This is a genomic window from Chitinophaga solisilvae, from assembly GCF_009928525.1.
In the GTDB taxonomy this organism is placed as follows: domain Bacteria; phylum Bacteroidota; class Bacteroidia; order Chitinophagales; family Chitinophagaceae; genus Chitinophaga; species Chitinophaga solisilvae.
In genome coordinates this window covers 169,228-194,288 of record NZ_JAABOK010000010.1, presented here as the reverse complement: position 1 = coordinate 194,288, position 25,061 = coordinate 169,228, and the positions used below count along the sequence as shown (strand labels likewise).

Genomic DNA, 25,061 nt, shown 5'->3' with positions numbered 1-25,061 from the left:
TCAATGAATCTATATACTAAATCAGTTTTTTTCCTGGCAGTCATGTGCCTGGCGGCTGTAATGTCCGCCAGCGCACAGGTTCCGGCCACGCCTGCCCCGAAAAAAGGTACCGTCATTGAGATCCTCAAAGCCGATACATTACAGATGATTGAGCACGACTCAGTAAATCTGACCCGCTTCATCGGCCATGCCGCCTTTAAACAGGGCTCAACCCTCTTTTACTGCGACAGCGCCATCAAAAATAACAAGACCAACATCGTTGACGCCTACGGTAACGTACATATCAACCAGGCAGACAGTATCCACATCTACGGTAACTACCTCAACTACGACGGTAACACCCGCATGGCCATACTCCGGGAAAACGCCCGCCTCACCGACGGGAAAGTAACCATCACGGGCCCCGAACTGCAGTATGATATGAATGCCAAAATAGGCAGCTACCTCAAAACAGGTAAGCTCGTCAACGGTAAAAGTGTGCTCACCAGCGACGAAGGATTCTATTATACCGAAACCAAGGAGATGCACTTCCAGCGTCACGTGGTTCTCGTAGATCCTGACTATACCCTCGCCACAGACGCGCTCCTGTATAACACGGAAACGAAAGTCGCCAACATCATTGCTCCCACCACCATCAACGAAGGGAAACGCACCATGTATGTAACCAGCGGCTACTATGATACCGACAAAGGTTACGGCAACTTCGGCAACCGCCCTGTCATCGAAGACAGCACCGGTACCCTCACTGCCGATAACATAGAAATGAATAAAATCACCGGCCTTGCATACGCCAACGGAAACATGGTGTACCGGGATACCATCAACAAGATGTCCCTGCTCGGCAATCACGGCACCGTCAACCAGCTGCAGAAAACCATCCTGGTGACCCAGAAGCCGCTGGTGATCATGGAGAAAAACAAAGATACCCTCTACATGACGGCAGATACGCTGTTTTCCGGTATCATCAAGCCGGGCGACAGTCTGTCTATCCCCTCTGTAGCCGGTTTGAAGAAGCAGCCCTATGTAGAGCCGCTGCATACTGTCAGGACAGCCAGGCCTAAATACGATATTCCCGCTACTATATCGCCGGTAACAAAAGGAGATGCACTCCTGGAGAAAGGTGGCGTGCCCGCCGCAGTTATGATGCATCAGGCCGACAGCGCGCTGGCCCGCACCAGAGCCAAACTGGATACGGCCATGAAAACAGTGAAGATAGCGCCGCTGAAAGATATACCCATCCGGGATTCCCTGCCCGGCGTCATGCATCATGCCGATAGCATGGCAATTGCCGCCAGATCAGACAAACAGGATACGACCGAATACCGCTACCTGCTGGCATACCACCACGTCAGGATGTTCTCCGACTCTATCCAGGGGGTGGCAGACAGCGTTTTCTATACTACCAAAGACTCTGTATTCCGCTTCTTCCGCGACCCCGTAATGTGGTCCAACAATACTACCCAGCTGAGTGCAGATACCATGCTCATGTATACTAAAAACCAGGCGGCCGATAAAATTGTTATGATCAAAAATGCCCTGATTATCAACGAAGCCGGACCAGGCATGTATAACCAGATAAAAGGGAATGATATTACCGGCTACGTTGCAGGTGAAACCCTGGACTGGATGCATGTGGAAGGAAACGCCGAAACCATCAATTACATCAAGGACCAGGGTGGCGCCTATATGAGCGTCAACAAAGCCATGTGTGCCATTATCAATATCTTCTTCAAAAACGGAGAAGTCAATAAAGTCACACAGATGAAAGATGTAGAGGGCACTGTTTACCCTTTCACACAAAGACCCAAAGAACAGCTTCAGCTGGATAACTTCAAATGGGATATTAAACGGAAGCCCAGGACGAAGTACGAGTTAATGCAATAACCTATTTTAATCACGGGTTATTTGAGATTTGTTTATTTGAGATTTCTTTCCAATCAGTATGTCCGCTGAATTTGAAGGTACATACTGATTGGAAAGAAATCTCAAATAAACAAATCTCAAATAGCCCTATAATATTACGCTTCATGATAAGAGCCACCTTCAAAACGCTGCTATCTCCCCTCCACACCTTTTTAAAAGACAGCCGGGCCGTTGGTATTGTGCTGATTGTTTGCACGCTGGTATCTATGATACTGGCCAATTCCGGTGTACAGGAAGGATATGTGGCGTTCTGGAATACACTCTTTGATCCGGCAGGAGGTCATCATTACCAGTACCGCGCCCTGCATCTTCCCAACTCCTACCTGTTATGGATAAACGACGGCATGATGGTGCTGTTCTTTTTCCTGGTAGGTATGGAAATCAAGCGGGAGCTGACGGTAGGAGAACTGTCGTCCTTCCGGAAGTCTATACTGCCGGTGCTGGCAGCTATCGGCGGAATGGTGTTTCCTGCACTGATATTTACGCTCTTCAACAGCGGTACGCCCTATGCCCATGGCTGGGGTATCCCTATGGCGACCGATATAGCCTTTTCGCTGGGCATACTTTCCCTGCTGGGTAAACGGGTGCCGGTGGGATTGAAAATCTTCCTGATGGCGCTGGCTATTATCGATGACCTCGGCGCAATTCTGACCATCGCTGTATTTTACACGCCCCACCTGGAAGTAAAGTACCTGCTGATCGGCGGCGCTGTGTTTTTGATTCCGGTGCTGCTGAACCTGCTGAAGGTGAAGCGGCTTATCTTATATTATATACCTGGTGTGGTGCTGTGGTATTGCCTGTTCAATTCAGGCGTACATGCCACGATTGCAGGCGTATTGCTGGCCTTCTGCATACCGCAGGATAAGATTGCCGACCTGGTGCATGACCTCCATGATCCCGTAAACTTCATCATCATGCCGGTATTTGCGCTGGCCAATACCGCCATTCAGCTGCCATCGGATATATGGGGCGCACTGCACAATAACATCAGTTATGGTATCATTGCAGGACTGGTGCTGGGAAAACCGCTCGGCATTTTTGTGCTGTCATTTACCGCGGTAAAGCTGAAACTGGCGGCACTCCCTTCAAAGTCGCGGTGGACACAGCTGTTCGGCGTAGGCATCATTGCCGGTATCGGATTTACCATGTCTATTTTCATTTCTTCCCTGGCCTATATAGAAAGGGAATACCAGATCATCTCCATTATATCTGTTATCGCAGCCTCGCTGCTGGCGGGAATCCTTGGGTATGTATTTCTTCGTATACTCAAGCCCGTGCCCATCATAAAAAATGAAAAATTGCAGTAGTTGGCATTGTTCTTGTTAGGCTATGCTGATTTTTTAATCGGTATCGTACATACTTTAGAAAGAATAGCCAACGTTAGTAGTCGATACATTTTTTTTGTATCATTCAAACAATCAACATCTATGAAAAAAGTCGTGTTACTATTTGGTCTGATTGCCATGATTGCAGTTCAGGCAAACGCGCAAAAAAAGAAAAGCAGTTACCGTAGCAACAGTGTTGAAAACTACAATACTGCATTAGGTATCCGTTTAAACCCATGGGTAGTAGGTTTTACTATCAAACATTTCCTCCAGGGCCCTCACGCAGTTGAAGGACTGGTAACTACCAACCACTCCAACAGAACAAATGTTACCATTACGGGTTTATATGAATACCACTGGAATATCGGTATGCCGGAACTGAACATGTATGCCGGCGGTGGTGTGCATGTAGGTTTCTATGACCGCCTGGACTATGATACAGACCGTTACTGGAATAAAGGTAAAGGTACTTACGTATCTCCCGGACTGGATGGTATCATTGGTATAGAATATACTTTCAAGAAAATACCGCTGAACCTGAGTGCTGACCTGAAGCCTTATGTTCAGTTTGTTGGCCCGACCAACTACATCGGCGAAGAAATTGGTGGCATCTCTGCGAGATACACTTTCTAATCAGCGGCAACGCTATACACTTGAACGGATCATGAGGCAAGCATGATCCGTTTTTTTATGCCCCGTTGTTTTCCTCCCTGCTGATTTTTTATGTAGCTTTATCTGCTAACAGCTAAAAGCGGGGCGCTTATGAAAATCTTCACGGCTGCACAAATCAGGGAGGCAGACGCCTACACTATCAGTAATGAGCCCATCAGCAGTACCAGCCTGATGGAACGCGCTGCCGGCCGCTGTGCGGCGTGGATAGAAGACCGCTATACGCCTGCGCAACCCATTTACATCTTCTGCGGCAAAGGCAACAACGGCGGCGATGGCCTGGTAATAGCGCTGCAGCTGCTGCAGCAGGGTTATCCGGTTACCGCCTGTTTGCTGGAATACGGCAGCAGGGCCAGTGAGGATTATACCATTCATTTCCGGCAGCTGCACCAGCAATACCCCGGCCGTATCCGTGAAATAGCCGACGTGACCGGATTTCCGGAACTCCCTCCCGGTGCAGTAATTATTGATGCCATATTCGGCACCGGCCTGAACAAGCCCATTGAAGGCTGGCTGGCAGGTATCGTACATAAGATCAATGATGTAAAGCGACAGCATACCATTATTGCGGTTGACATGCCTTCCGGCCTGATGGCAGACGGCAGCTCGCGTAATATGCCGGTGATACATGCGCAGTATACACTCAGTTTTCAGTTTTATAAACTCGCTTTCCTGTTACCCGAAAATGCTGCCTTCGCAGGCCAGGTACATGTATTGCCGATAGGACTGCATCCGGAGTATATAACGCAGACGCCTGCACGTTATCATATCACGGATATAGATATGATGCGCACCATTTATCAGCCCCGTCAACCCTTTGCACATAAAGGCACCTATGGTCATGCCCTGCTGATAGCCGGCAGCCGTGGCACAATGGGCGCAGCAGTACTGGCTGCCAGGGCCTTCCTGCGCGCCGGCGCAGGATTACTCACCTGCCATGTACCGCAGTGCGGATATGAAATCATGCAGCTCGGCGAACCGGCTGCGATGTGCAGCACTGATGAACAGCCTGATTTCAACGCGCACTTCCATGAACAGGCAGATGCCCGGTATAAAACCATTGGCATCGGGCCGGGACTGGGCACCGCTGCGGCTACTGCCCGCTCCTTTGAAAAACTGCTGGCTGTTTACAAACGGCCGATGGTGATAGATGCAGATGCCCTGAATATATTGTCCGTATATCCGTACCTGTTATACCAGCTCCCTGCCGGCTCCATACTCACGCCCCACCCCAAAGAATTTGAAAGGTTGTTCGGTAGTACCACCAATGACTTTGAACGACTGGAGTTATTGTCCAGGCAGGCGGTCAGGCTACAACTGTATATATTACTGAAAGGAAGGTATACAGCCATTGCCTGCCCCGACGGTGCTGTGTACTTCAATGCCACCGGCAACCCCGGTATGGCTACCGGCGGCAGCGGCGATGTGCTGACAGGCATACTTACCGGACTGCTGGCGCAGGACTATTCGCCCAAGGCCGCCATACTGCTGGGGGTATGGCTGCATGGCTATGCCGGCGATCTTGCAGCAGCAGAACTTTCGCAGGAAGCAATGACCGCAGGCGATATCATTAACTTTGTGGGAAAAGCATTTTTGTCCTGCTTCCCCCCGGAAATGTGAGGAGATAATTTTTTTAAAAATTTCATACGCAGGCAAGACTATGACCCCGCCTTCATTGCCATTGAAAAATGGTAAAGGAAAAAATTATGAAAAGCCCCCGAGCATTCGTAAATCATTTTTTATGTTTTATATTTATTGGATACACTTTTAGTATTTTTTTGATATTTTAGACATTACCGCTATTTTTTCAACCGAGCTTTTATTTAAATACGCTTCTATGAATATCGTTTACCTCGTTCCTTGTTTTGGATTACTGGCTTTGTTATTTACCGCTATCCGAAGTTCCTGGGTTTCCCGTCAGGACGCGGGTAATGAAAAGATGAAAGAAATAGCGCAGCATATTGCTGAAGGCGCTATGGCATTTCTTAAAGCAGAATATAAGGTCCTTATTTACTTTGTAATTATCGCTGCGCTGCTGCTGGGTTATATGGGATCCACCCATGAAAACTCCCACTGGTCTATAGCGCTGGCATTTGTTATAGGGGCTGTATTTTCTGCCGTGGCAGGGTTTATAGGAATGAAGATAGCGACCAAAGCGAATGTGCGTACTGCGCAGGCAGCACGCACCAGCCTGGCACAGGCGCTTAAAGTATCTTTTACAGGTGGTTCTGTAATGGGTATGGGCGTTGCCGGTCTGGCTGTATTAGGGCTCGGCGCCCTGTTCATCACGCTGAAAGCCTGGTTCGGCGCAGCTGCCAACACTGTTGAAATGGTGAAAACCATTGAGGTGCTCACAGGCTTTTCACTTGGTGCAGAAAGTATTGCCTTGTTTGCCCGCGTAGGCGGCGGTATCTATACCAAGGCGGCCGACGTAGGCGCTGACCTGGTAGGAAAAGTGGAAGCCGGCATTCCGGAAGACGATCCCCGCAACCCCGCCACTATTGCCGATAACGTAGGCGATAACGTAGGCGATGTGGCAGGTATGGGTGCTGACCTGTTCGGCTCCTATGTTGCTACCGTACTCGCTACCATGGTACTTGGCTCTGAAACCAGCTCCCAGGATGCATTTGGCGGCTTAGCCCCCATCCTCCTGCCAATGCTGATTGCCGGTATCGGTATCGTATTCTCCATCATCGGTACCTTCTTCGTAAAAATCAGCGACGGCGCAGGTCTTAACACCGGCGTTGTACAGAAAGCACTCAACATGGGTAACTGGGGTTCCATTGTGCTCACCGCCATCGCTTCCTGGTTCCTGGTGAACTGGATACTGCCTGACGGTGTGATGGTACTGCGTGGTCATGAGTTCACCAAAGGACAGGTGTTCGGCGCTATCGCCGTTGGCCTGGTGGTAGGTACGCTGATGAGCATCATCACAGAATATTATACGGCTATGGGTAAACGCCCGGTACGTTCCATTATCCGTCAGTCGGCTACCGGTGCTGCCACCAACATCATCGGCGGTTTGTCTGTAGGTATGGAGTCCACCACGCTGCCTATTATTGTGCTGGCCTGCGGCATTTACGGCTCTTATGCCTTTGCCGGTTTATATGGTGTGGCCATTGCGGCTGCCGGTATGATGGCTACTACTGCCATGCAGCTGGCGATAGACGCATTCGGACCTATTGCCGATAATGCCGGTGGTATCGCGGAAATGAGCGAATTACCAAAAGATGTACGGGAGAAAACAGATATCCTCGATGCGGTAGGTAACACTACTGCCGCTACCGGTAAAGGTTTTGCCATTGCATCCGCTGCGCTGACAGCCCTGGCGCTGTTTGCCGCTTTTGTGGGCGTGGCTGGTATCAGCGGTATCGATATTTATAAGGCGGATGTACTGGCCGGTCTGTTCATCGGTGGTATGATTCCGTTTATCTTCTCTTCCCTGGCTATTGCCGCCGTAGGGCGCGCTGCTATGGCGATGGTAGAGGAAGTACGCCGTCAGTTCCGGGAAATTCCGGGTATCATGGATGGTACCGGCAAACCCGAATATGATAAATGTGTAGCTATTTCCACCCAGGCATCTATCCGTGAAATGATCCTGCCTGGCGCCATAGCCCTGATTTCCCCGCTGCTGATCGGCTTTATCTTAGGCCCTGAAGTATTAGGCGGTTTCCTGGCCGGCGCTACCGTGAGCGGTGTGTTAATGGGTATCTTCCAGAACAACGCCGGCGGCGCCTGGGATAATGCCAAAAAATCATTTGAAAAAGGCGTGGAAATCAATGGCGAAACCTACTACAAAAAATCTGAGCCACACAAGGCATCCGTTACCGGCGATACTGTAGGCGATCCGTTTAAAGATACCTCCGGTCCGTCCATGAACATCCTCATCAAACTGATGTCCATCGTTTCACTGGTAATAGCGCCTACCCTGGCAGAGAAATTCCATACCAAGGAAGCCGCTCCTGCCCCTACTGCTAAAGTTAAAACGGTAACGCCTCCTGCCAGCAAGGCAACGGCCTACCTCGTTAAATAGATTTGGTTATTTAGTTATTTGAGATTCTCACTCATCAAAAAGCCCCCTGAATGCTCAGGGGGCTTTTTGATGAGTGAGAATCTCAAATAACTAAATAAATTTTGCCTTTTGGGAGAATTGCTTATTTTTGTACTGTAATTTATTTAATTACAGTTAAGACAGATGATCAGCTGTCTTCTTTTATCCATAAAACTGTAATAAAAAATATAACAATTAAACAAATGGCTGGCATCAGCTGTAATTATCTTACTATAAAAAACTACCAACATGAAAGTAGCGATCATCGGCGCATCCGGTTTTATTGGCACTGAAATTCTGAAAGAAGCACTGGGCAGAGGGCATGAAGTGACTGCCATTGTACGTAATCCGTCAAAGATCACTATCACGGATCCGCACCTGACAGTGAAAGAGGGAGATGTGAGCAACGAAGCAACAGTTGCATCACTGGTAGCAGGCAACGACGCTGTCATCAGCGCCTACAATTCCCATGACACCGATACTTATGTAAAAGCCATACAGGCTATCATCAACGGCGTTAAAAAAGCCGGTATTAAAAGACTTCTCGTAGTGAGCGGCGCCGGTAGCCTGGAAGTAGCGCCCGGACTGCAACTGCTGGATACGCCCGAATTTCCGGCCGAATGGAAAGGCGGCGCATCTGCCACCAGAGAAGCGTTCCGTGTACTGCAGGCAGACAAGGACCTGGAATGGACCGCACTCAGCCCCGCTGCTATGATTGCTCCCGGCGAACGTACCGGCAAATTCCGCCTGGGTAAAGACCAGCTGCTCACCGACAGCAACAACAAGAGCAGCATTTCCACTGCCGATTACGCCATCGCCATGATCGATGAACTGGAAAAACCACAGCACATACGCGCCAGGTTCACCGTAGCATATTAATTATTGAGATTTACGGATTTTGGGATTTTCTGATTTAGGAATTTATAAATGCAGCGGATAGCTATGCTAAGATCTTTGCTGCATTTATAAATTCCTAAATCAGAAAATCCCAAAATCCGTAAATATTTATATCAGCCGCACTTGCAGGTAATCGCACCTTTTGTCGGACATGGAGATCTGGTACACCAGATTTCCGTCAGTCTTTCCTGTGCCGTCGGAATATTACCCAGGGTAGCAATCCTGATTCTGGGAAGTTGTAGTTTTTTGGGATGTATTTTTTTCATCTCTGCGTGTTTAAAAATAAAACCGGTCATTTGAGATTTATTTCCTTTTCCGCTGTTCACTGCACTGATAAATGCAGCCATACCCCGGACCGGAAATAAAATCTCAAATAACCGAATAGGCAAATAACCAAATCTCAGATGTTATTCGTAGCTGCAGACATAGACCTTTGATGTCACGGTACAAACAATGTTGGTGCAGGATACCAGTGTACCCCTTAACTGGTCAGGCTGGGCTTTGCCAAGCGTTGCAATCCTGATGCGGGAAAGTTTCAGTTTTCCGGATGGTGTTTTCCTTTTCATACGTGATACAGTTTTAAAATATAGTAAACATGTCGGGACCAAATTAAGATGCCTCCCTGCAGCATATATGCTCCCACAAAAAAATAAAGCAGGAAAAAAATTTCCTGCTTTATTTTTTTTGTGCCTCACTGCATTTATATATCCGTCAGTTGTCTACCGTTGCCAGTCGGCGGCCTCGTCAGCCACAGCGATGGCTTCTATTTCAATCAGCGCATCCGGAGAGAAGAGGGAAGACACTTCCAGAATGGTGTCTGCCGGATAGGGCGCAGTAAAGTAGCGGCCACGTAATTCAACAATCTTGCTGAAGTTCTTCATATCTCTCAGCATAATGGTTACCTTGATCACATTTTTCAGGCTGGAGCCGCCTGCCTTCAGTACTTTCTCCAGGTTTTCAAAAGCTTTGGCCGCCTGTTTGTCGAAATCCCCGATGCCGGTCAGCTGTCCGTTATCATCTACTGCTGTTTGTCCGGAAATGTAAAGCATATCGCCGGCACGGTAGCCCTGAGCAAGACGGAAAGGTTTATATGGGTCTGGTGTAATCTGAATCTGTGAAATTTTCATGGTGGTATGTTTTTTACTGTTAGTTGAATTTTTTTGCGCAAAGGATGTCAGGCCGCTGAGTAAAGCGACTGCTAAAAGAAAAGATTTCATGTTATAATGATTAATTGGGCTGAAGTGTCTGAATAATCTTCCGGGAGTGGCTGATGGTAGCCTGTGGCCATAACATATCGCGGTGGAATGGCTGAGGTGCGGTCCCCTGCTGCATATGGTGCGGCCAGTACGGATCGGCGAGGGCCGCTTTCCCGATGGCAAGCAGGTCTGCATGTCCTTCTTCCAGTACTCTTGCCGCCAGTGGCAACTGATGCATACCGCCGTTGGCAATCACCTGGCGACCGGTGATCTGTCTGGCGAGGGCGGCATAGGAAGAACCATCTTCATAGAAGCTGTCCCGCTCCCACTCTCCGCTCTGCACCGCGATATGGATAAAGTCCGGCGATGCCTTTTTCACCTCCTGCAGTACGGCATGGGCTGTTTCCAGTCCGTTTTTCCAGCGGTAGCTCATATCATTCACCTTTCCTTCAGAGAGGCGGATACCTACGAGGAACTGGGCGGGTACTACCGTGCGGATACCGTCAATAATCTCGGCGATGAGCCTGAAACGGTTGGCAACACTGCCTCCGTAGGCATCCTGGCGGGTATTGCATTCCGGTGTCAGGAACTGGTCGAGCAGGTATCCGTTGGCGGCATGCAGCTCTACGCCGTCGAAACCCGCGAGCATGGCAGCTACAGCAGCATCGATGAATCCCTGTTTAGCCAGCTGTATATCTTCCGTATTCATGGCCCTGGGCATCGGGAAGGCCCCTTCTCCGCCATACTGGACCATTTTCACGCCCGGCGGCTGAATAGCGGACGGCGCTACGGTATGCGCCGAATACTGGGAGATAGCCCCACCGTGCATCAGCTGGGCAATCAGTAATACATCTGTATTTTTCACTTCTGCGGTCAGCTGCTGCCAGGCAGCAATATGCGCGGCGGAGGTAATGCCGGGCTGATTAACATAACTTTTGCTGGCGATATTGTCTGTATAAATACCTTCGGTGATAATCATGCCGAAGCCGCCTTTGGCGAATGCATTGTAATAATCTGTCATTTCCGCGGTAGGTAATCCTTCTGCGGTGGCGCTTACCCGCGACATAGGCGCTACGGTAAGCCGGTTCTTCAGTTGGTGACCTTTCAGCGTTACCGGCTGAAAAATGGTCTGTTGCTTTGTATCCATTCTCTTGTCGATTATGAATACAAAAGTAGACCAGTTGCGGTTTCCCGACGTATAACTATTATAATAAAAGAGATTAAACTAGTTTAATGCTTCACTTCTTTCTTCTTCTTTCCGGCGTTATTATTCCTGATCTGGCTGAGGAATACAGGGGTGATACCCAGGTAGGAGGCGATGAATTTCAGGGGTAAGCGCTGTTCCAGGCCGGGATACTTATTCACCAGGGCAGCATAACGTTCGGCCCCGGTGAGTCTGATATTCTGCAGGATGCGGTCATCCTGGGCGGCGCAGGCGCTTTCATTCAGTATACGCCAGAATCTTTCGAGGACCGGAACTGCCTGCAGCAGGGCTTCCCGGCGTTCGCGGGTGATCTGCAGGAGTATTACGGGTTCTACAGCTATTATATTACGGCTGGCGGGTTCTTCTTTGATAAAACTCTTCAGGTCTGCTATCCACCAGTCTTCCAGGGCAAAATGCAAGGTATGCTCCATGCCATCTTCATCTACATAAAAAGAGCGTAATAATCCTTCACATATAAAGCTCTCGTGCCGGCAGACATCTCCTTCCTGGAGCAGGTACTGCTTGGGCAGCAAACGCCGCAGTACAAAGGCTTCACTGATAAGTTCCCTTTCTTTTTCCGTGATGCTTACCCTGGAAGCGATATGTTTCAGCAGCATCTCATAATACGCCCGCTTATCTGTCATACTTACTTTTTCCTGATTTGAACGGGGCTGACCCCAAACTTCTTTCTGAAAGCGGTGCTGAAGTGCTGCGGGGAAGAATAACCGGCATCGTCCGCAATCTGCGACAGCGGCTTATCTCCCGTCAGTATCAGTTCTTTCGCCATATTGAGGCGGTAATCGTTCAGGTAACCGAATACGGTGCTGTCGAATACCGTTTTAAATCCTGATTTGAGCTTAAATTCGTTCAGACCTGTGCTGCGCGCCAGCTGGCTCAGGGTGGGCGGATTGCCCAGGTCCTGCAGCAGCAGCTCCCTGGCGTGATGCAGCTGATCTACTTCGCGGGTAGATATTTTTACAGGGCGGCTCACTACATTGCCATTCAGGAATACGCTCTCTGATTGTTCACATTGCAACGCCAGCAGTTCCATCAGCTTTGACTGCAGGAACAGCTTTTTGAGTCCGCCGGAAAACCCGCACTGGCTGATTTCCGCCAGTACAGCGCTCATTCGCGGGGTAATAGGAGGATTTGCCTTCTCCACCAGTATCGCTTTACGGTTGCCGGCCACTTTATCTGCCAGGCGGCCCAATACGCCACCATTATTTTCTGCCAGTTCCAGGAATCTTTCCGGAGTAAGGCTCAGCCCATAAAACCGGATGCCTTCCTGCTTTTTCACATTGGCACTTTCCATCGATTCAGGAGTAAACAGGAGATTATGCTGCAGGCTGCTGAATCTGTACTGCCTGGTCAGTCCTTCAATAGAAGTACTGACATCCCCACGCTGCATGAACATCATGGTCACATGCCGGTCAATCTCATCTGTGGTAATAGACAGGTTTTGACGGACCTCTGCATTGCAGATGGCCATCTGAATACCGTCGAAGCATAGCTCATGAATCCGGTAGGAGCCAAAATCGCGCTCCAGCTGGGAGGTTCCTTCAATAATTACCTTGGACCCCATTCGATCGCTGGCAAATGGAAACGGTTCCTCAAGTAATACTTCTTTAGCCTCATTTCTGATAACTACGGTCATAAAAAATCCGTTTCGTATAAGTTTTAATCCTTTTTGTGTAACAGTTATACGGCCGAACAGTGGCAAATTTGCACAAATATATTCCTCAAAATTCAAATAAATTAGTCATGATAGGAATATTCCGTACAAACATTAACACTGTAAGGGATAAGGATAATGTGATCAGCGCTATCAATGCCAGCTTTACTGTAAACGCCTGCAGCGTGGATATTGAAGACTGTGACAAAGTACTCAGAGTCATCAGTCAGCAACAGCTGGCAGAAGAATCTATTATTGATTTTGTGACAAACCTGGGATTCAGCTGCGACATCCTTGAATAGCCCGCTTATTTAACGCTTTAACCCCCGGAATATTGAGATCGACAACTTTTCCCGACAGTTTGTATCTTAATATGCTGTTTTTTTGTTTTCCCCATCTATCTTTACTTCTATATTAATTAAATAAATATTTCATTTTTCTGCATAGGGGTAAATCTACCCTGTCACGTCTTAAATACAATGTTACAAAACAGGAATAAATCTCATCAAACACACGATTTACCTATTATGAAAACAACGGCAATCATGTTGATGTCTCTGCTGGTAATAATACTGGCGGCACACTCAACTATGGCACAGCAGCAACGATATACTGTCAGCGGCTATGTTAAAGACAAACAAAACGGAGAAAGCCTGGTAGGCATCTCCATCGGCAAGCCCGGCACCGCAGTTGGTACCGTCACAAACCAATACGGCTTCTATTCCCTCACCTTACCCGCCGGAGAACACGAACTGCAATTCTCCTTTATGGGTTATGCACCCTTCAAAACAACCGTTAACCTGAACACCAATAAAACATTAGATGTAAAGCTGGAAAGCAGCAGCAGTCAGTTAAATGAAGTAACCATCAGCGGACAAAAACAGGAAAGAAGTGTTAACACACTGAACACCAGTATTAACAGACTTGACATTGCACAGATGAAAAAAATGCCCACCTTCATGGGCGAAGTAGATGTATTGCGTTCCATCCAGACGCTTCCCGGCGTAACTACCGTTGGTGAAGGCGCTGCAGGCTTCAATGTACGCGGTGGTAACAGCGATGAAAACCTCATTCTGCTGGACGAAGCGCCGGTGTACAACTCTACTCACATGCTCGGCTTCTTCTCCGTATTTAACCCGGATGCCGTAAAAAGTCTCAATCTCATCAAAGGCGGATTCCCCGCAGAATACGGCGGACGTGCCTCTTCTGTACTGGATATCCGTATGAAAGACGGTAACAACCAGCAGTTTAACGTGAACGGCGGTATCGGCAACATCTTCAGCCGCCTCTCCGTAGAAGGCCCGCTGGTAAAGGATAAATCCTCCTTTATCGTAGCCGCCAGAAGATCATACATTGATGTGCTCATGAAACCTTTTGTAAAGGGAGATATGAAAGACACCAAACTGAATTTCTATGATCTTACGGCCAAAGCCAACTACAAGTTCAACCAGAATAATACGCTCTTCCTGAGTGGTTATTTCGGCCGCGACGTTTTCGGAATAGGCAAGGATGTAAACATGAACTGGGGTAACAGCACCGCTACCATCCGCTGGAACCACGTTTTCACCAACCGCCTGTTCCTGAACCTCACCACCTACTACTCCAAATATGACTACAGCCTGAACTTCAGCAATGGCAACAAAAAGCAGGCGGACGAAGAATTACAGGGGTATAAATGGACTTCCAACATTATCAACTACGGTTTGAAACCATCTTTCACCTATTACATCAATTCCGGCAGCAGCCTGCATTTCGGGGTACAGGGTATCTATTATACCTTTAAACCCGGTACCGGTACAGGCACTGAAGGCGAGAAGGAACGCGTGAAAGTGCTGACCGACAAACATGCGCTGGAATCAGCTGTTTACCTGGATCATGAATGGAAGCCTACAAAAAAATTCGGTATCCAGTACGGCGGCAGGTTATCTGCTTATCAGCTGATTGGTAAAGGAACAGCCTACTACTATAATGACACCACACCAGGTATCCGTAAAAGGCTGACCGGCACAGAAACCTTCGATGCCAACAAGCTGATTAAAGGTTACTACTACTTTGAACCGAGGCTGAGTGCCCGCTATGCGCTCAACGATCATCATGCCGTAAAAGTGGCGTACAGCAGAACCACCCAATTCATGCATCAGCTGTCCAACACCGCCTCCCCTACGCCGCTGGACATCTGGACTCCCAGCACCAATAATATCAAACCGATGGTGGCAGACCAGTATACAGCAGGATATTTTTACAATGCACCCAATGACTCCTACGAGTTTTCTGCAGAAGTATTTTATAAGAAGACAGATAATCAGCTGGATTATATAGACAATGCCAACCTGCAGCTGAACCAGTACATTGAAGCCGATCTCCTGCCCTCAGAGGGACGTGCCTACGGACTGGAGCTGTACGCCAAAAAAGATATAGGTAAAACCACCGGATGGATAAGCTATACGCTCTCCCGTACCGAAAGAAAAACGCCGGGAATCAGTCTGGATGAATGGTTTGTGAATCGTTACGACCGCACGCACAACGTCAACCTCGTGCTTACACATACCTTTACCAAACGTACCTCTTTATCTGCCAACTGGGTGTATGCTTCCGGCACACCGGGCACCTATGCGGATAACAGGATGGAATTCCAGGACTGGGATATCCCGTACAACAGTACCGAGAAACGTAATAACTACCGCCTGCCGGCATTCCACCGCCTTGACCTCTCCTTTACACTGAAAGGTAAACAGCTGAAACGCTGGAAAGGCGAATGGGTGTTCTCCCTGTACAATGTGTACGGACGCAGGAATGCATACAGCATCTACTTCAAGCAAAACGAAGACGATCCTAACAAACGTGAAGCAGTTCGCTTGTCCATCATAGGTTCTATCATTCCGGGTATCACCTATAACTTCAAATTCTAACTGTCAAAAATTGCTGAGATGAAAAAATTACCGATCATACTTTTAGCTGCCTTTGCCGGACTTACCGCCTGCGAGGATAAAATAGACCTGGACATAGCGCCGGGAAAATCTTTCCCGGTGCTGGATGCATGGATTACCAATGAAGCCGGCCTGCAGAAAATCAGGTTCACCATGTCTGTTCCCTATACGGATAATAATCCTGCCCCCATCATCAACGACGCAAAGATTACACTGTATGATGAAACTGCCGGTAAATCATATCCATTTGCCTTTAAGGACAATATGTACAGCTATGATGCATCAGCTGCGCCGATAGGCATACAGGGGCATGCCTACAAACTGCACGTGGAATATAAGGGAGAGATTTTTGAAGCGTCTGACACCATCAAACGGGTGCCGGCCATTGATTCCATCTCCTACAAATTCAAGACCGACGAAGAATCCATCAGCGGCAAGGAAGGGTATTATGCCACCATGCATGCAAAGGATATAGAGGGCGGCCCGGTTGACTATTACTGGATCAGGTCTTACCGCAACGATACCCTCAGGCGGCTGGAAGATAACTTCTCCATTGACGGCTCCTATGATGAAGGCGTATCTGACGGCGCCACCTTCATCCTGCCGCTCGCAGAAGGCATCACCAATTATGAGAAACCTTTCCAGAAGAATGAAAAAATTATTGTGAAATTGTTTTCCATCACACACCGCAGTCATGATTTTCTGACACAGGTGCAGGCACAGGTAGATGCAGGCGGACTTTTCGCAAAAGTGCTGGAGAATGTGAAAACGAATGTAAAGAATACCACACCTTCCGGAAAGATCAAAATACTGGGCTGGTTCGGCGCCTCTTCCGTAAGCAGAAGAGAAAGAACCGTAAAATAACAGGACAATCACAGGAATAAAAAGCCGCACCGCTTTCAACAGCGGGCGGCTTTTTCATTTTTTTTCAGTAAATTCAGGGAGAAAGATGCCTTTATGCCGCCTAACCTGATTATGTATGCCATTCCCGGCTTTGTGCTCCTGATATTACTGGAAATTGTTGTCACCACTATTGACCACCGGGATCTCTATGAGCCGAAAGATGCGCTGAGCAGTATTGCGATGGGGCTGGGCAATGTATTTATCGGGCTGTTTACCAAGGGGGTCATACTGGGCATTTACCTGTTTGTATACGAGTTTCGTTTTTTTACACTGGGATTTACCTGGTGGGCATGGGTTTTATGTTTTTTTGCAGATGATTTCAGTTATTACTGGTTTCACCGGAGCAGTCATACAGTCCGTTTCTTCTGGGCTTCGCACGTGATTCATCATTCCTCGCAGAAGTATACGCTGGCCACAGCTTTGCGGCAAACCTGGACCGGTAATCTGACCGGCACCTTCCTGTTCTGGCTGTGGATGCCGCTGGCAGGTTTTCATCCGGTGATGGTGCTGAGTATGCAGGCTATCAGCCTGATTTATCAGTTCTGGATTCATACAGAAGTTATTAATAAGCTGCCCGCGCCGATAGAATATATATTTAATACACCGTCGCATCACCGGGTTCATCATGGTTCCGATATAGCTTACCTGGACCGCAACCATGCGGGGATACTGATTATCTGGGACCGCCTGTTCGGTACTTTTACGCCGGAGGGAAAGCGGCCGGCTTACGGGCTGACTTCCAACATCAATACCTTTAATCCGCTGCGGATAGCTACGCACGAGTGGGTAAGCATCTGGCAGGATGTGCGGCAGTCTAAAAGCCTGCGGGAGGCCCTTCGCTATATTTTTAATGCTCCGGGCTGGAGTGCCGACGGAAGCCGGAAAACTACCAGCCAGCTGCGCGCCGGGAACAAAACGAAGCATAAAATTTTGTCGTCTTAACTATTCCATCTTACAGCAGGCAGGTGCTGCTTCACCTGCCCGCTTATCCTTTTTTATCCGCGCCGGTCACATAAATTCTCTTTTTTTTGGCATTTACGAAAACTATCGTACATTTGATACGAAGATATTCGTACATCAATAATCATCGTCGTCAATCCATCACTTTGAAACAGATTAAGCCTACAGAAAGCGAACTGGAAATACTGGGTATCCTTTGGGATAAGGGAGCAAGTACCGTGCGTGAAGTACATGATATTTTATCCGCTACCAAAGAGGCAGGATATACCACTACGCTGAAGCTGATGCAGATTATGCATGAGAAAGAATTGCTGCACCGCGATACGAGCAGTAAAACGCATATATACAGTGCAGCTGTTTCACAGGAAAAAACGCAGCAACAGCTGCTGAATAAAATGATAGACACCGTGTTCGGCGGATCGGCCTCCAGGCTGGTGATGCAGGCATTGGGTCATCACCACTCCTCGGAAGCGGAGCTGGACAAAATCAGGGAATATTTATCAGCCATAGAAAAACAACAAAAACGATAACAGGTAAAATTTTTATCTCATGACTTTATTACCTATTACCGGCAACCTGGTACATGCGCTCGGATGGGCAATTCTACACGCTATCTGGCAGGCATTTTTCGTATATGCGTGCCTGAGAGTAGTGCTCAAGCTATGGCCGATGGCGAGTGCCAGGATCAAGTATAATCTGTCTGTTGTTTCCCTGGCGGGTATATTCACCTGGTTCCTGATTACCCTGTATCAGCAGCTGGCAGCTGTATCTGCCACGCAAAAATTACTGGTACAGTATACAGGAACAGATATGGCTGCCGGCGCCATACAGGCTGCTGCACCTTATCCCAGCCAGACGCAGATGGTCTGGTTATTCCCTAACCTCGAATTCTGTTTCCCGGCGCTGGTAAGCCTGTATATCGCCGGTATGCTGCTGATGGCTGTCAAGTTTGTATCGGACCTGGTACAGCTGCAGCAGATCCGTACCACACAGGTGGAATCTATGGGCACTGCCTGGGAGAAACACCTGGAACACCTCGCAGCACAACTGGCGCTGCCACGGAAAGTGAAACTGCTGGTATCAAGATATGTACACGTACCTGTGATGCTCGGATTTCTCAAACCCGTGATATTAGTTCCCATCGCGATGGTTAACAACCTCACGGAAGCCCAGCTGGAAGCTATTTTGCTGCACGAGCTGGCACATGTAAAACGCAATGATTATCTGTTGAATATCTTCCAATCAATTGTTGAAACCATTCTTTTCTTCAATCCTTTTGTATGGCTTATTTCACGAATAATACGCCAGGAAAGGGAACACTGTTGCGACGACCTTGTGATTGCAAGCACCGCGCAACCCATGCACTATGCCCAGGCCCTGGTTGCGCTGGAACAATACCGGTTAACCGCCAACCCGTTGTCTATGGCTGCTGCAGACAATAAACAACATCTGTTTTACCGAATTAAACGCATTATGGAGATGAAAACAAAGCATCTTAACTATAGTCAGAAATTCTTAGCAGTTCTCATCATCGCCACCGGCCTGATTTCCATCGCCTGGTTAAACCCGGTGACAGGTAAGAATAACCGTACTGCCGATAAATCCCTGATGGCAGCAGATACCATCCTGCCCGCGACAGTACCGGTTGCACAGCGTACATCCATGCCAGCTGTACCACCGGCGCCACCAACGCCTGCACCTGCTGAAACACCGGAGGCACCTGCAACACCAGACACCCCGGAAGCAGCACCATTACCGGATGCTATGCCGCTGCCACCTGCGCCACCGGAAATACCGGATGCTCCGGAAGTACCATTCAACGGCACGCTCTATGACAGAGAATCCAAAATATGGGTCTATCAGCCGGACTCCGTTCCACAAATGCGCAAGTATACCGGCGATGCCAGTAAAATCAGGGCACAGGTACGCGAGGCACAGAAAAGCGTACAGCAGGCCATGAAACAGCTCCAGGAAGTAGATCTGAAAAGAATACAGGCAGAAGCAAAAGCAGCAACCGAAAATGTTGACTGGAAAGCTATCGCGGCAGAAACCCAAAAAGCGCAGCAGCATGCCGCTGAAGCCCTGAAAAATATCAACTGGGATCAGATCAATAAAGATATCCAGCAAGCCTATCAAACCTCTTTTAAAGACAGCGAAAGATGGAAGGAAGTAAATAAAAATGTCGAAAGAGTCTGGAAAGAAAACAGGGTAATCGTGGAAAAATCCATGAAAGAAGCCCGCCAGCATATGGCAGCCTTTAACAAAGACAGAATAAAAGCTATGGAAGATTCTCACAGAGATATGGCTGACAGGATGGAAAAACGGCAGAAATCATTTGAAGAATCAAGCAGCCGCTCAGAGAAAGCCAGGCAGCGGGCAGACGAAGCACGCGATAAAGCAGAGGAAGCACGTGCCAAAGCAGAGGAAAACCGCCAGGAACACCGCAGCATTATCAAACGCTTTGCAGATGACAAACTGATTGACCCCAGCAAATCCTTTCTGATTGAGAAAAATAACTCCGGACTGTATATTGATGGCAAAAAAGTTGCTGACGATGTTGCTGCCAGATACAAAGATGTGTTAAAGAATAAAAACATCACCATTCACCAGAAACGTCAGGGTAATCTTTCCATCAGCGTAGAAGACTGATGAGCTGAAACCCGGATACAGTGTGAGGCCGCAAAGATTTTTTCTGTGTAACGGTGAAGAATAAACGAATAACGACGGTCACACATTTAAAAGTATAGTGTAATAACGTTCATAATAATAAAAGCGCGAAGAATGATATGGCTGGAGTTGCTTACAGCGGGCCATCAAATTCTTTGCGCTTTTATTTTTTCATTGGTTTACCGTTGTATTTAAGTTGGCATAAGAGGGAACACCGTTGCCTGTTATTTAACCAGGCATATATGGAAGGATAGTAGTTAGCAGTAGCTGAACTGATTTATAATCCTGGAAGGACACTTCTTTTTTCGGAATATTGTCTGCAATAAACTACCACAGCAGGATCACATTCCCACCGGCTCTCCTGTCTGTTATCTGTAACGTTTTATTTATTACCTGAAGGAAGAATGGTAAATCCCTGGATATGCTGCACAGCTCCCATGGTAATTTCCATCTCTGTAACTTTTGAGAAGGCTGGTCCTTTTCGGCACCATGCCAGAAAATTATCCATCACCGACTCTTCTGCTTCTGCCAGAATCCATACACTTCTGTCCGGCATGTTCTTAATCATTCCCTGCACGCCTAATAAATCAGCTATATGTTTGGCATTAGCCCTATACCCCACACCCTGAACCTGGCCACGGACAAGGATTTCTTTGTGCACAATTGATCTGGTTGTCATAGTAAAATGGTTATTCCGGGTGTCTGAAATTCGGGAATCGACGGATCAGCATCATACGCCGCTTTGACGGCTGCAATTCATCAAACGAATTTAATGATAATCCTGTTACACTCAACACGCGCATGGCTGATCGCTAAAGTGTAAACAACAAGGGAAGACAGAGAAATGGTTAACTTGAGGGAAACAAACTACAGACGAAAATTGAAACTGGGGTTACAGTAATGATATGCTTACCTCGCAGGTATCATACCAGGTGATTCGTTCAATTTCCATCAAACCGATGCATCCTCTGATCCGCTCTTCCCGATCCAGACAATGAAGCTGCTGTTAAGCAGCATAGTTGAATAATGATCCTGTCAGATGTTCGATATCTCCGAACACGATATCTCTTACTTTTTCATATTTTCCTCCGCCGGCAGGCCGCTTCAACAAAGTAAAACAATGGCAGTTGAAGCTACGCACAAACAATTGTTTCGTCAGTGCCGGCAATATCTTTTCTATAGCAGCATCTTCCAGGCCGCGGGACACCACCATATGCGGTTTGAAATATGTCTGCGGCTTCAGTTCAAAAGCCTGCATCACACTCTTGTGCAGTTCTGTCAACGGTTTTGGATTAGCGACATTAATCAGTATACTGTGTCTGCCATCAGCATTCCTGGCTGCCTCCAGCCGGGAAGTATAAATCGCAAAACCTGACTGCCTCTTTGCCACCTCTTCAATCATAGCAATGAAATCTTCTTCGAAACGCTCCGGAAATTCAGACCTGAACAATGCAACATGTACCGGTGCAGCTACCGCCACACCATCATTCAGTGTTGCAGCAATATACTGGCGTATCCGGGCCACATCTTTCGTTACCACCACATCGGGATTAACTACCAGCAGATAATCAAATAACACTTCCGAAATTTCATAATTCGTATTCATAACCTGATATTTTAATTCTTCCTGTTAGAATGACAATACAAATATACAATCTTTTTCCGGAAATACTAATTTTTTTAGCATTTTATACTAAAAAAATACGCAGCGCTTTACTGCTGCGTATTTCAGCGATTTATTTTTTAGGACAGGCTGGAAATAATAGCGGCAAAATCGGCCGCTACCAGGGAAGCGCCGCCAATCAGACCACCATCTACATCCGGATTGGCAAACAGTTCTGCCGCATTACCCGGCTTCGCGCTGCCTCCGTAAAGGATCGTCAGGTGCAACGCTGCCTCCCTGCCAAATTTATTAGCAATCTGCCCGCGGATAAATGCGTGCATATCCTGCGCCTGACCAGCACTCGCCGTTAATCCGGTACCAATCGCCCAGATAGGTTCATACGCAATCACTACCTGCTTTAACTGCTCTGCAGTCAGGTGATACAGACTTTCCTCCAGCTGCTTTGCCACATATTCATTCTGCGTTTCCGCCTGTCTTACTGCCAGCGGCTCGCCACAGCAGAAAATAGGCTTCAACCCGTTAGCCAGCGCCAGATCTACTTTCTTCGCCAGTATCGCATTGGTTTCATTAAAATATTCCCTTCTTTCAGAGTGACCGATGATGACATAGTCTACCCCTACAGACTGCAGCATTTCTGCTGATACTTCGCCGGTAAATGCCCCTGCTTTCTCACTGGCGCAGTTCTGTGCTGCTACAAAATAACCGGGATAGTTCTTCAGCAGCGACTTGGCCTTGGCCAGATAAGGAAACGGAGTGGCTACCACTACTTCCTGCCCTTCCGCGAGCTTCAGTCCGGCCTGTAAAATGTCGTTAATCAGCTGCTCACCCTGTGCCAGCGTAAGGTTCATTTTCCAGTTACCTGCAACAATTTTCTTTCTCATATAAATTCTGTGATATTAGTTTAAGGTCTGTTTGCACTTGTTTGTTCATACACGGCCTCCAGTAACTTTTCCTCTGCAGCGCTCATCTCCCGGCCTTTCATCCGCATCCAGGCGCCTGCATCCCGCAACGCTTCCTGCAACCGGTAGGTTACGCTGCCTTCGTGCAGCCCCCAGGTAAAGGAAGGCACGAAGGATGGCGGAAACCCATCCCCGAAAATATTGCAGGAAACACCGGCAACTGTGCCTGTATTCAACATGGTATTAATGCCGCAACGGGTATAATCTCCCATCAGCACGCCGCATTTCTGCCCGGCAGCCATAGCCTGCCGCTTAGCTTCCATCCATACTTTTACGGGCGCAGCATTGTTCTTCACATTGGAGCAGGACGTATTTGCGCCCAGGTTGCACCACTCTCCGATCACAGCATCCCCGATATATCCGTCATGCCCTTTATTGGAATATCCGAAAAAAACACTGTTCTTGATTTCTCCCCCGCCGGTACAGTAAGGGCCCAGCGTGGTGGCGCCATATACTTTGGTCCCCATTTTCAGCACACCGCCTTCCCCCAGGGCAAACGGCCCGCGGATCAGGCACCCTTCCATAACCTGAGCGCCTTTACCTATATATATGGGTCCTGTGGACGCATTCAGCACACTGCATGCTACGTTGGCGCCTGGTTCCAGAAAAATATCTGCTGCATTGACCACCTGGTTGGCCGGAGAAATACCGGCTGATACCCGGCCCTCTGTCAGCAATGCATAATCCGCGCGGATAGCTTTGTCATTCAGCATAAATATATCCCAGGGATAATAAACAGCGGTTACCGGCCCGTCATAGTTCTTACGGTTTCCGGCAGCTATCAGGTGCGCTTCCTTACCCACCACCACTTTGGCCAGCAGGTGATTATCCTTGTACAGCTCCTGATCCGGCTGCAGGGCTTTTATAGCCGCCACCAGTTCCGCATCAGGCAATATATGCCCGCTGATCAACACCTGCTCAACTGATTCTCCTGATTTATGTAAAGGAAATTTTTCCTGTAAATGTGGTACAGTGAAATGACTTACTCCTGTACCCACCCAATGCTCCCACTTTTCCTGAATGGTAAGTATACCTACTCTGCAGGCGGCGATGGGTCTTGTATGTGTAAAGGGGTATAACAAGTCACGTACGGGCGTGTCAAAAAGAATGTAGTTACGCTCCATAGGGTCTAAAAATAAAAAATCCCATCGAGAAAGCCGATGGGATTTAAAAATATCTTTACAAAGCGACTAGCCTTTTTTAGCGTAGCGTTTGTTGAATTTATCGATACGTCCTGCAGTATCCACCAATACGTTCTTACCAGTATAGAAAGGGTGAGAAGTATTGGAAATTTCCAACTTAATCAACGGATACTCATTACCATCTTCCCACTTCGCAGTTTCTTTGGAAGGAGCAGTGGAACGGCTTAAAAAGCTGTGTCCGTTTGACATATCTTTAAATATCACGAATCTGTAATTTTCCGGATGGATTCCCTGTTTCATATCAAAAATTATTGTAAATACAGGGTGCAAAGGTAACAAAAATTATTTTACACCCAAAGAATATTCTAAAAAAATCAGGATTTCATATTGATATACTGCAAAGGTATACCTAAATCAGCATTTCTGCACAATTGTATAACATCCTGTAAATCATCAATTTTCTTGCCGGTTACCCGTACAATATCGTCCATAATGGCTGCCTGTACCTTTAATCCTGCATCTTTTATCAGCTTTACAATCTTTTTGGCATCCTCCTGTTTGATACCATTTCTGACAGGTATCTGCTTCTTATACACCTTTCCGCTCTGGTAAGGTTCCTTGCTCTGATCATATATGGAAGCCTCCAGCCCCTGACGCATGGAACGGCTGATCAGCACATCCAGCAGCTGGCCCAGCTTCATATCACTGTCTACCTCCACATCCAGGATCATTTCTTTCTTATTCAGCTCCATCACCACATGCGACCCCTTAAAATCAAACCGGTTGGTGATCTCTTTCTTCACAGTGTTAACGGCATTATCCAAAGTCTGTAAATCAACTTTACTAACAATATCAAAGGACGGCATAACTTAAAAAATTTTATATTAGAGGGACAAATATAAAAAGAAAAAGCAGGTAGTGAGCTACCTGCCGGAATATATA

Annotated in this window: 24 protein-coding genes; 12 read left to right on the top strand and 12 right to left on the bottom strand. The window is 47.7% G+C overall.

Annotation, left to right across the window (positions count from 1 at the left end):
* Positions 1-3 precede the first annotated feature (3 nt).
* From GWG06_RS21100 to GWG06_RS21075, 6 genes are all read left to right on the top strand, one after another.
* On the top strand, positions 4-1,884 hold the full coding sequence (locus tag GWG06_RS21100) for an OstA-like protein (RefSeq protein WP_160715751.1): 1,881 nt from the start codon (positions 4-6) through the stop codon (positions 1,882-1,884).
* Positions 1,885-2,027: 143 nt separating this feature from the next.
* Complete coding sequence (gene nhaA / locus GWG06_RS21095; protein ID WP_127034588.1) at positions 2,028-3,230, top strand: Na+/H+ antiporter NhaA; 1,203 nt, start codon at positions 2,028-2,030, stop codon at positions 3,228-3,230.
* 120 nt (positions 3,231-3,350) lie between these two features.
* On the top strand, positions 3,351-3,881 hold the full coding sequence (locus GWG06_RS21090; protein ID WP_127034586.1) for a hypothetical protein: 531 nt from the start codon (positions 3,351-3,353) through the stop codon (positions 3,879-3,881).
* 129 nt (positions 3,882-4,010) lie between these two features.
* Positions 4,011-5,537 carry an NAD(P)H-hydrate dehydratase gene (locus GWG06_RS21085; RefSeq protein ID WP_160715749.1) on the top strand — a complete coding sequence of 509 codons (1,527 nt, stop codon included), beginning with the start codon at positions 4,011-4,013 and terminating at the stop codon, positions 5,535-5,537.
* Between the two features lie 217 nt (positions 5,538-5,754).
* A complete protein-coding gene (locus GWG06_RS21080; RefSeq protein ID WP_127034582.1) occupies positions 5,755-7,950 on the top strand; it encodes a sodium-translocating pyrophosphatase in 2,196 nt (731 codons plus the stop codon).
* 267 nt (positions 7,951-8,217) lie between these two features.
* Positions 8,218-8,847: an NAD(P)-dependent oxidoreductase gene (locus GWG06_RS21075; protein WP_160715747.1), complete on the top strand. Its 630-nt coding sequence runs from the start codon at positions 8,218-8,220 to the stop codon at positions 8,845-8,847.
* Between the two features lie 131 nt (positions 8,848-8,978).
* Here GWG06_RS21075 and GWG06_RS21070 read toward each other — a convergent pair whose 3' ends face one another.
* The 6 genes from GWG06_RS21070 to GWG06_RS21045 form a co-directional block, all read right to left on the bottom strand.
* The gene (locus tag GWG06_RS21070; RefSeq protein WP_158631317.1) at positions 8,979-9,131 is read right to left on the bottom strand and encodes a hypothetical protein; all 153 of its coding nucleotides are present in this window, start codon (positions 9,129-9,131) and stop codon (positions 8,979-8,981) included.
* Between the two features lie 141 nt (positions 9,132-9,272).
* On the bottom strand, positions 9,273-9,431 hold the full coding sequence (locus tag GWG06_RS21065) for a hypothetical protein (protein ID WP_160715745.1): 159 nt from the start codon (positions 9,429-9,431) through the stop codon (positions 9,273-9,275).
* A gap of 153 nt (positions 9,432-9,584) precedes the next feature.
* Positions 9,585-9,992 (bottom strand): RidA family protein, encoded by a 408-nt coding sequence (locus GWG06_RS21060; RefSeq protein WP_127034578.1) that lies wholly within the window; start codon positions 9,990-9,992, stop codon positions 9,585-9,587.
* Between the two features lie 100 nt (positions 9,993-10,092).
* Positions 10,093-11,208 (bottom strand): oxidoreductase, encoded by a 1,116-nt coding sequence (locus GWG06_RS21055; protein ID WP_160715743.1) that lies wholly within the window; start codon positions 11,206-11,208, stop codon positions 10,093-10,095.
* An 83-nt stretch (positions 11,209-11,291) separates the two neighbouring features.
* Positions 11,292-11,909, bottom strand: coding sequence for a Crp/Fnr family transcriptional regulator (locus GWG06_RS21050; RefSeq protein WP_202183079.1), 618 nt, complete (start codon positions 11,907-11,909; stop codon positions 11,292-11,294).
* 2 nt (positions 11,910-11,911) lie between these two features.
* Positions 11,912-12,919 (bottom strand): helix-turn-helix transcriptional regulator, encoded by a 1,008-nt coding sequence (locus GWG06_RS21045; RefSeq protein WP_160715741.1) that lies wholly within the window; start codon positions 12,917-12,919, stop codon positions 11,912-11,914.
* Positions 12,920-13,026: 107 nt separating this feature from the next.
* Here GWG06_RS21045 and GWG06_RS21040 point away from each other — a divergent pair, with 107 nt between their 5' ends.
* From GWG06_RS21040 to GWG06_RS21015, 6 genes are all read left to right on the top strand, one after another.
* Complete coding sequence (locus tag GWG06_RS21040; RefSeq protein ID WP_127034572.1) at positions 13,027-13,239, top strand: hypothetical protein; 213 nt, start codon at positions 13,027-13,029, stop codon at positions 13,237-13,239.
* Between the two features lie 243 nt (positions 13,240-13,482).
* Positions 13,483-15,846, top strand: coding sequence for a TonB-dependent receptor (locus tag GWG06_RS21035; protein WP_235938465.1), 2,364 nt, complete (start codon positions 13,483-13,485; stop codon positions 15,844-15,846).
* Positions 15,847-15,864: 18 nt separating this feature from the next.
* Positions 15,865-16,728, top strand: a complete 864-nt coding sequence (locus GWG06_RS21030) for a DUF4249 domain-containing protein (RefSeq protein ID WP_127034568.1) — start codon at positions 15,865-15,867, stop codon at positions 16,726-16,728.
* A 93-nt stretch (positions 16,729-16,821) separates the two neighbouring features.
* Positions 16,822-17,709, top strand: a complete 888-nt coding sequence (locus tag GWG06_RS21025) for a sterol desaturase family protein (protein WP_160715739.1) — start codon at positions 16,822-16,824, stop codon at positions 17,707-17,709.
* Positions 17,710-17,873: 164 nt separating this feature from the next.
* Positions 17,874-18,257: a BlaI/MecI/CopY family transcriptional regulator gene (locus tag GWG06_RS21020; protein ID WP_235938463.1), complete on the top strand. Its 384-nt coding sequence runs from the start codon at positions 17,874-17,876 to the stop codon at positions 18,255-18,257.
* Positions 18,258-18,276: 19 nt separating this feature from the next.
* Positions 18,277-20,376, top strand: coding sequence for a M56 family metallopeptidase (locus GWG06_RS21015; protein WP_160715737.1), 2,100 nt, complete (start codon positions 18,277-18,279; stop codon positions 20,374-20,376).
* A gap of 400 nt (positions 20,377-20,776) precedes the next feature.
* Here GWG06_RS21015 and GWG06_RS21010 read toward each other — a convergent pair whose 3' ends face one another.
* The 6 genes from GWG06_RS21010 to GWG06_RS20985 all read right to left on the bottom strand — a co-directional run bounded on the left by GWG06_RS21010 (position 20,777) and on the right by GWG06_RS20985 (position 24,985).
* Positions 20,777-21,073: an acylphosphatase gene (locus tag GWG06_RS21010; RefSeq protein WP_127034562.1), complete on the bottom strand. Its 297-nt coding sequence runs from the start codon at positions 21,071-21,073 to the stop codon at positions 20,777-20,779.
* Positions 21,074-21,400: 327 nt separating this feature from the next.
* Positions 21,401-22,000, bottom strand: a complete 600-nt coding sequence (locus tag GWG06_RS21005) for a 2'-5' RNA ligase family protein (RefSeq protein WP_127034560.1) — start codon at positions 21,998-22,000, stop codon at positions 21,401-21,403.
* A gap of 137 nt (positions 22,001-22,137) precedes the next feature.
* A complete protein-coding gene (gene tpiA, locus GWG06_RS21000; RefSeq protein ID WP_160715735.1) occupies positions 22,138-22,899 on the bottom strand; it encodes a triose-phosphate isomerase in 762 nt (253 codons plus the stop codon).
* Positions 22,900-22,919: 20 nt separating this feature from the next.
* Positions 22,920-24,101 carry a putative sugar nucleotidyl transferase gene (locus GWG06_RS20995; RefSeq protein WP_160715733.1) on the bottom strand — a complete coding sequence of 394 codons (1,182 nt, stop codon included), beginning with the start codon at positions 24,099-24,101 and terminating at the stop codon, positions 22,920-22,922.
* A 66-nt stretch (positions 24,102-24,167) separates the two neighbouring features.
* Positions 24,168-24,419, bottom strand: coding sequence for a type B 50S ribosomal protein L31 (locus GWG06_RS20990; protein ID WP_127034554.1), 252 nt, complete (start codon positions 24,417-24,419; stop codon positions 24,168-24,170).
* A gap of 74 nt (positions 24,420-24,493) precedes the next feature.
* Complete coding sequence (locus GWG06_RS20985) at positions 24,494-24,985, bottom strand: YajQ family cyclic di-GMP-binding protein (RefSeq protein WP_160715711.1); 492 nt, start codon at positions 24,983-24,985, stop codon at positions 24,494-24,496.
* Positions 24,986-25,061: the final 76 nt, after the last annotated feature.

What these genes read in the sequence shown, in the direction of transcription:
- GWG06_RS21100 (WP_160715751.1), top strand. Translation starts at nt 4, where the DNA reads ATGAATCTATATACTAAATCAGTTTTTTTCCTGGCAGTCATGTGCCTG.
- nhaA (WP_127034588.1), top strand. Translation starts at nt 2,028, where the DNA reads ATGATAAGAGCCACCTTCAAAACGCTGCTATCTCCCCTCCACACCTTT.
- GWG06_RS21090 (WP_127034586.1), top strand. Translation starts at nt 3,351, where the DNA reads ATGAAAAAAGTCGTGTTACTATTTGGTCTGATTGCCATGATTGCAGTT.
- GWG06_RS21085 (WP_160715749.1), top strand. Translation starts at nt 4,011, where the DNA reads ATGAAAATCTTCACGGCTGCACAAATCAGGGAGGCAGACGCCTACACT.
- GWG06_RS21080 (WP_127034582.1), top strand. Translation starts at nt 5,755, where the DNA reads ATGAATATCGTTTACCTCGTTCCTTGTTTTGGATTACTGGCTTTGTTA.
- GWG06_RS21075 (WP_160715747.1), top strand. Translation starts at nt 8,218, where the DNA reads ATGAAAGTAGCGATCATCGGCGCATCCGGTTTTATTGGCACTGAAATT.
- GWG06_RS21070 (WP_158631317.1), bottom strand. Translation starts at nt 9,131, where the DNA reads ATGAAAAAAATACATCCCAAAAAACTACAACTTCCCAGAATCAGGATT.
- GWG06_RS21065 (WP_160715745.1), bottom strand. Translation starts at nt 9,431, where the DNA reads ATGAAAAGGAAAACACCATCCGGAAAACTGAAACTTTCCCGCATCAGG.
- GWG06_RS21060 (WP_127034578.1), bottom strand. Translation starts at nt 9,992, where the DNA reads ATGAAAATTTCACAGATTCAGATTACACCAGACCCATATAAACCTTTC.
- GWG06_RS21055 (WP_160715743.1), bottom strand. Translation starts at nt 11,208, where the DNA reads ATGGATACAAAGCAACAGACCATTTTTCAGCCGGTAACGCTGAAAGGT.
- GWG06_RS21050 (WP_202183079.1), bottom strand. Translation starts at nt 11,909, where the DNA reads ATGACAGATAAGCGGGCGTATTATGAGATGCTGCTGAAACATATCGCT.
- GWG06_RS21045 (WP_160715741.1), bottom strand. Translation starts at nt 12,919, where the DNA reads ATGACCGTAGTTATCAGAAATGAGGCTAAAGAAGTATTACTTGAGGAA.
- GWG06_RS21040 (WP_127034572.1), top strand. Translation starts at nt 13,027, where the DNA reads ATGATAGGAATATTCCGTACAAACATTAACACTGTAAGGGATAAGGAT.
- GWG06_RS21035 (WP_235938465.1), top strand. Translation starts at nt 13,483, where the DNA reads ATGTTGATGTCTCTGCTGGTAATAATACTGGCGGCACACTCAACTATG.
- GWG06_RS21030 (WP_127034568.1), top strand. Translation starts at nt 15,865, where the DNA reads ATGAAAAAATTACCGATCATACTTTTAGCTGCCTTTGCCGGACTTACC.
- GWG06_RS21025 (WP_160715739.1), top strand. Translation starts at nt 16,822, where the DNA reads ATGCCGCCTAACCTGATTATGTATGCCATTCCCGGCTTTGTGCTCCTG.
- GWG06_RS21015 (WP_160715737.1), top strand. Translation starts at nt 18,277, where the DNA reads ATGACTTTATTACCTATTACCGGCAACCTGGTACATGCGCTCGGATGG.
- GWG06_RS21010 (WP_127034562.1), bottom strand. Translation starts at nt 21,073, where the DNA reads ATGACAACCAGATCAATTGTGCACAAAGAAATCCTTGTCCGTGGCCAG.
- GWG06_RS21005 (WP_127034560.1), bottom strand. Translation starts at nt 22,000, where the DNA reads ATGAATACGAATTATGAAATTTCGGAAGTGTTATTTGATTATCTGCTG.
- tpiA (WP_160715735.1), bottom strand. Translation starts at nt 22,899, where the DNA reads ATGAGAAAGAAAATTGTTGCAGGTAACTGGAAAATGAACCTTACGCTG.
- GWG06_RS20995 (WP_160715733.1), bottom strand. Translation starts at nt 24,101, where the DNA reads ATGGAGCGTAACTACATTCTTTTTGACACGCCCGTACGTGACTTGTTA.
- GWG06_RS20990 (WP_127034554.1), bottom strand. Translation starts at nt 24,419, where the DNA reads ATGAAACAGGGAATCCATCCGGAAAATTACAGATTCGTGATATTTAAA.
- GWG06_RS20985 (WP_160715711.1), bottom strand. Translation starts at nt 24,985, where the DNA reads ATGCCGTCCTTTGATATTGTTAGTAAAGTTGATTTACAGACTTTGGAT.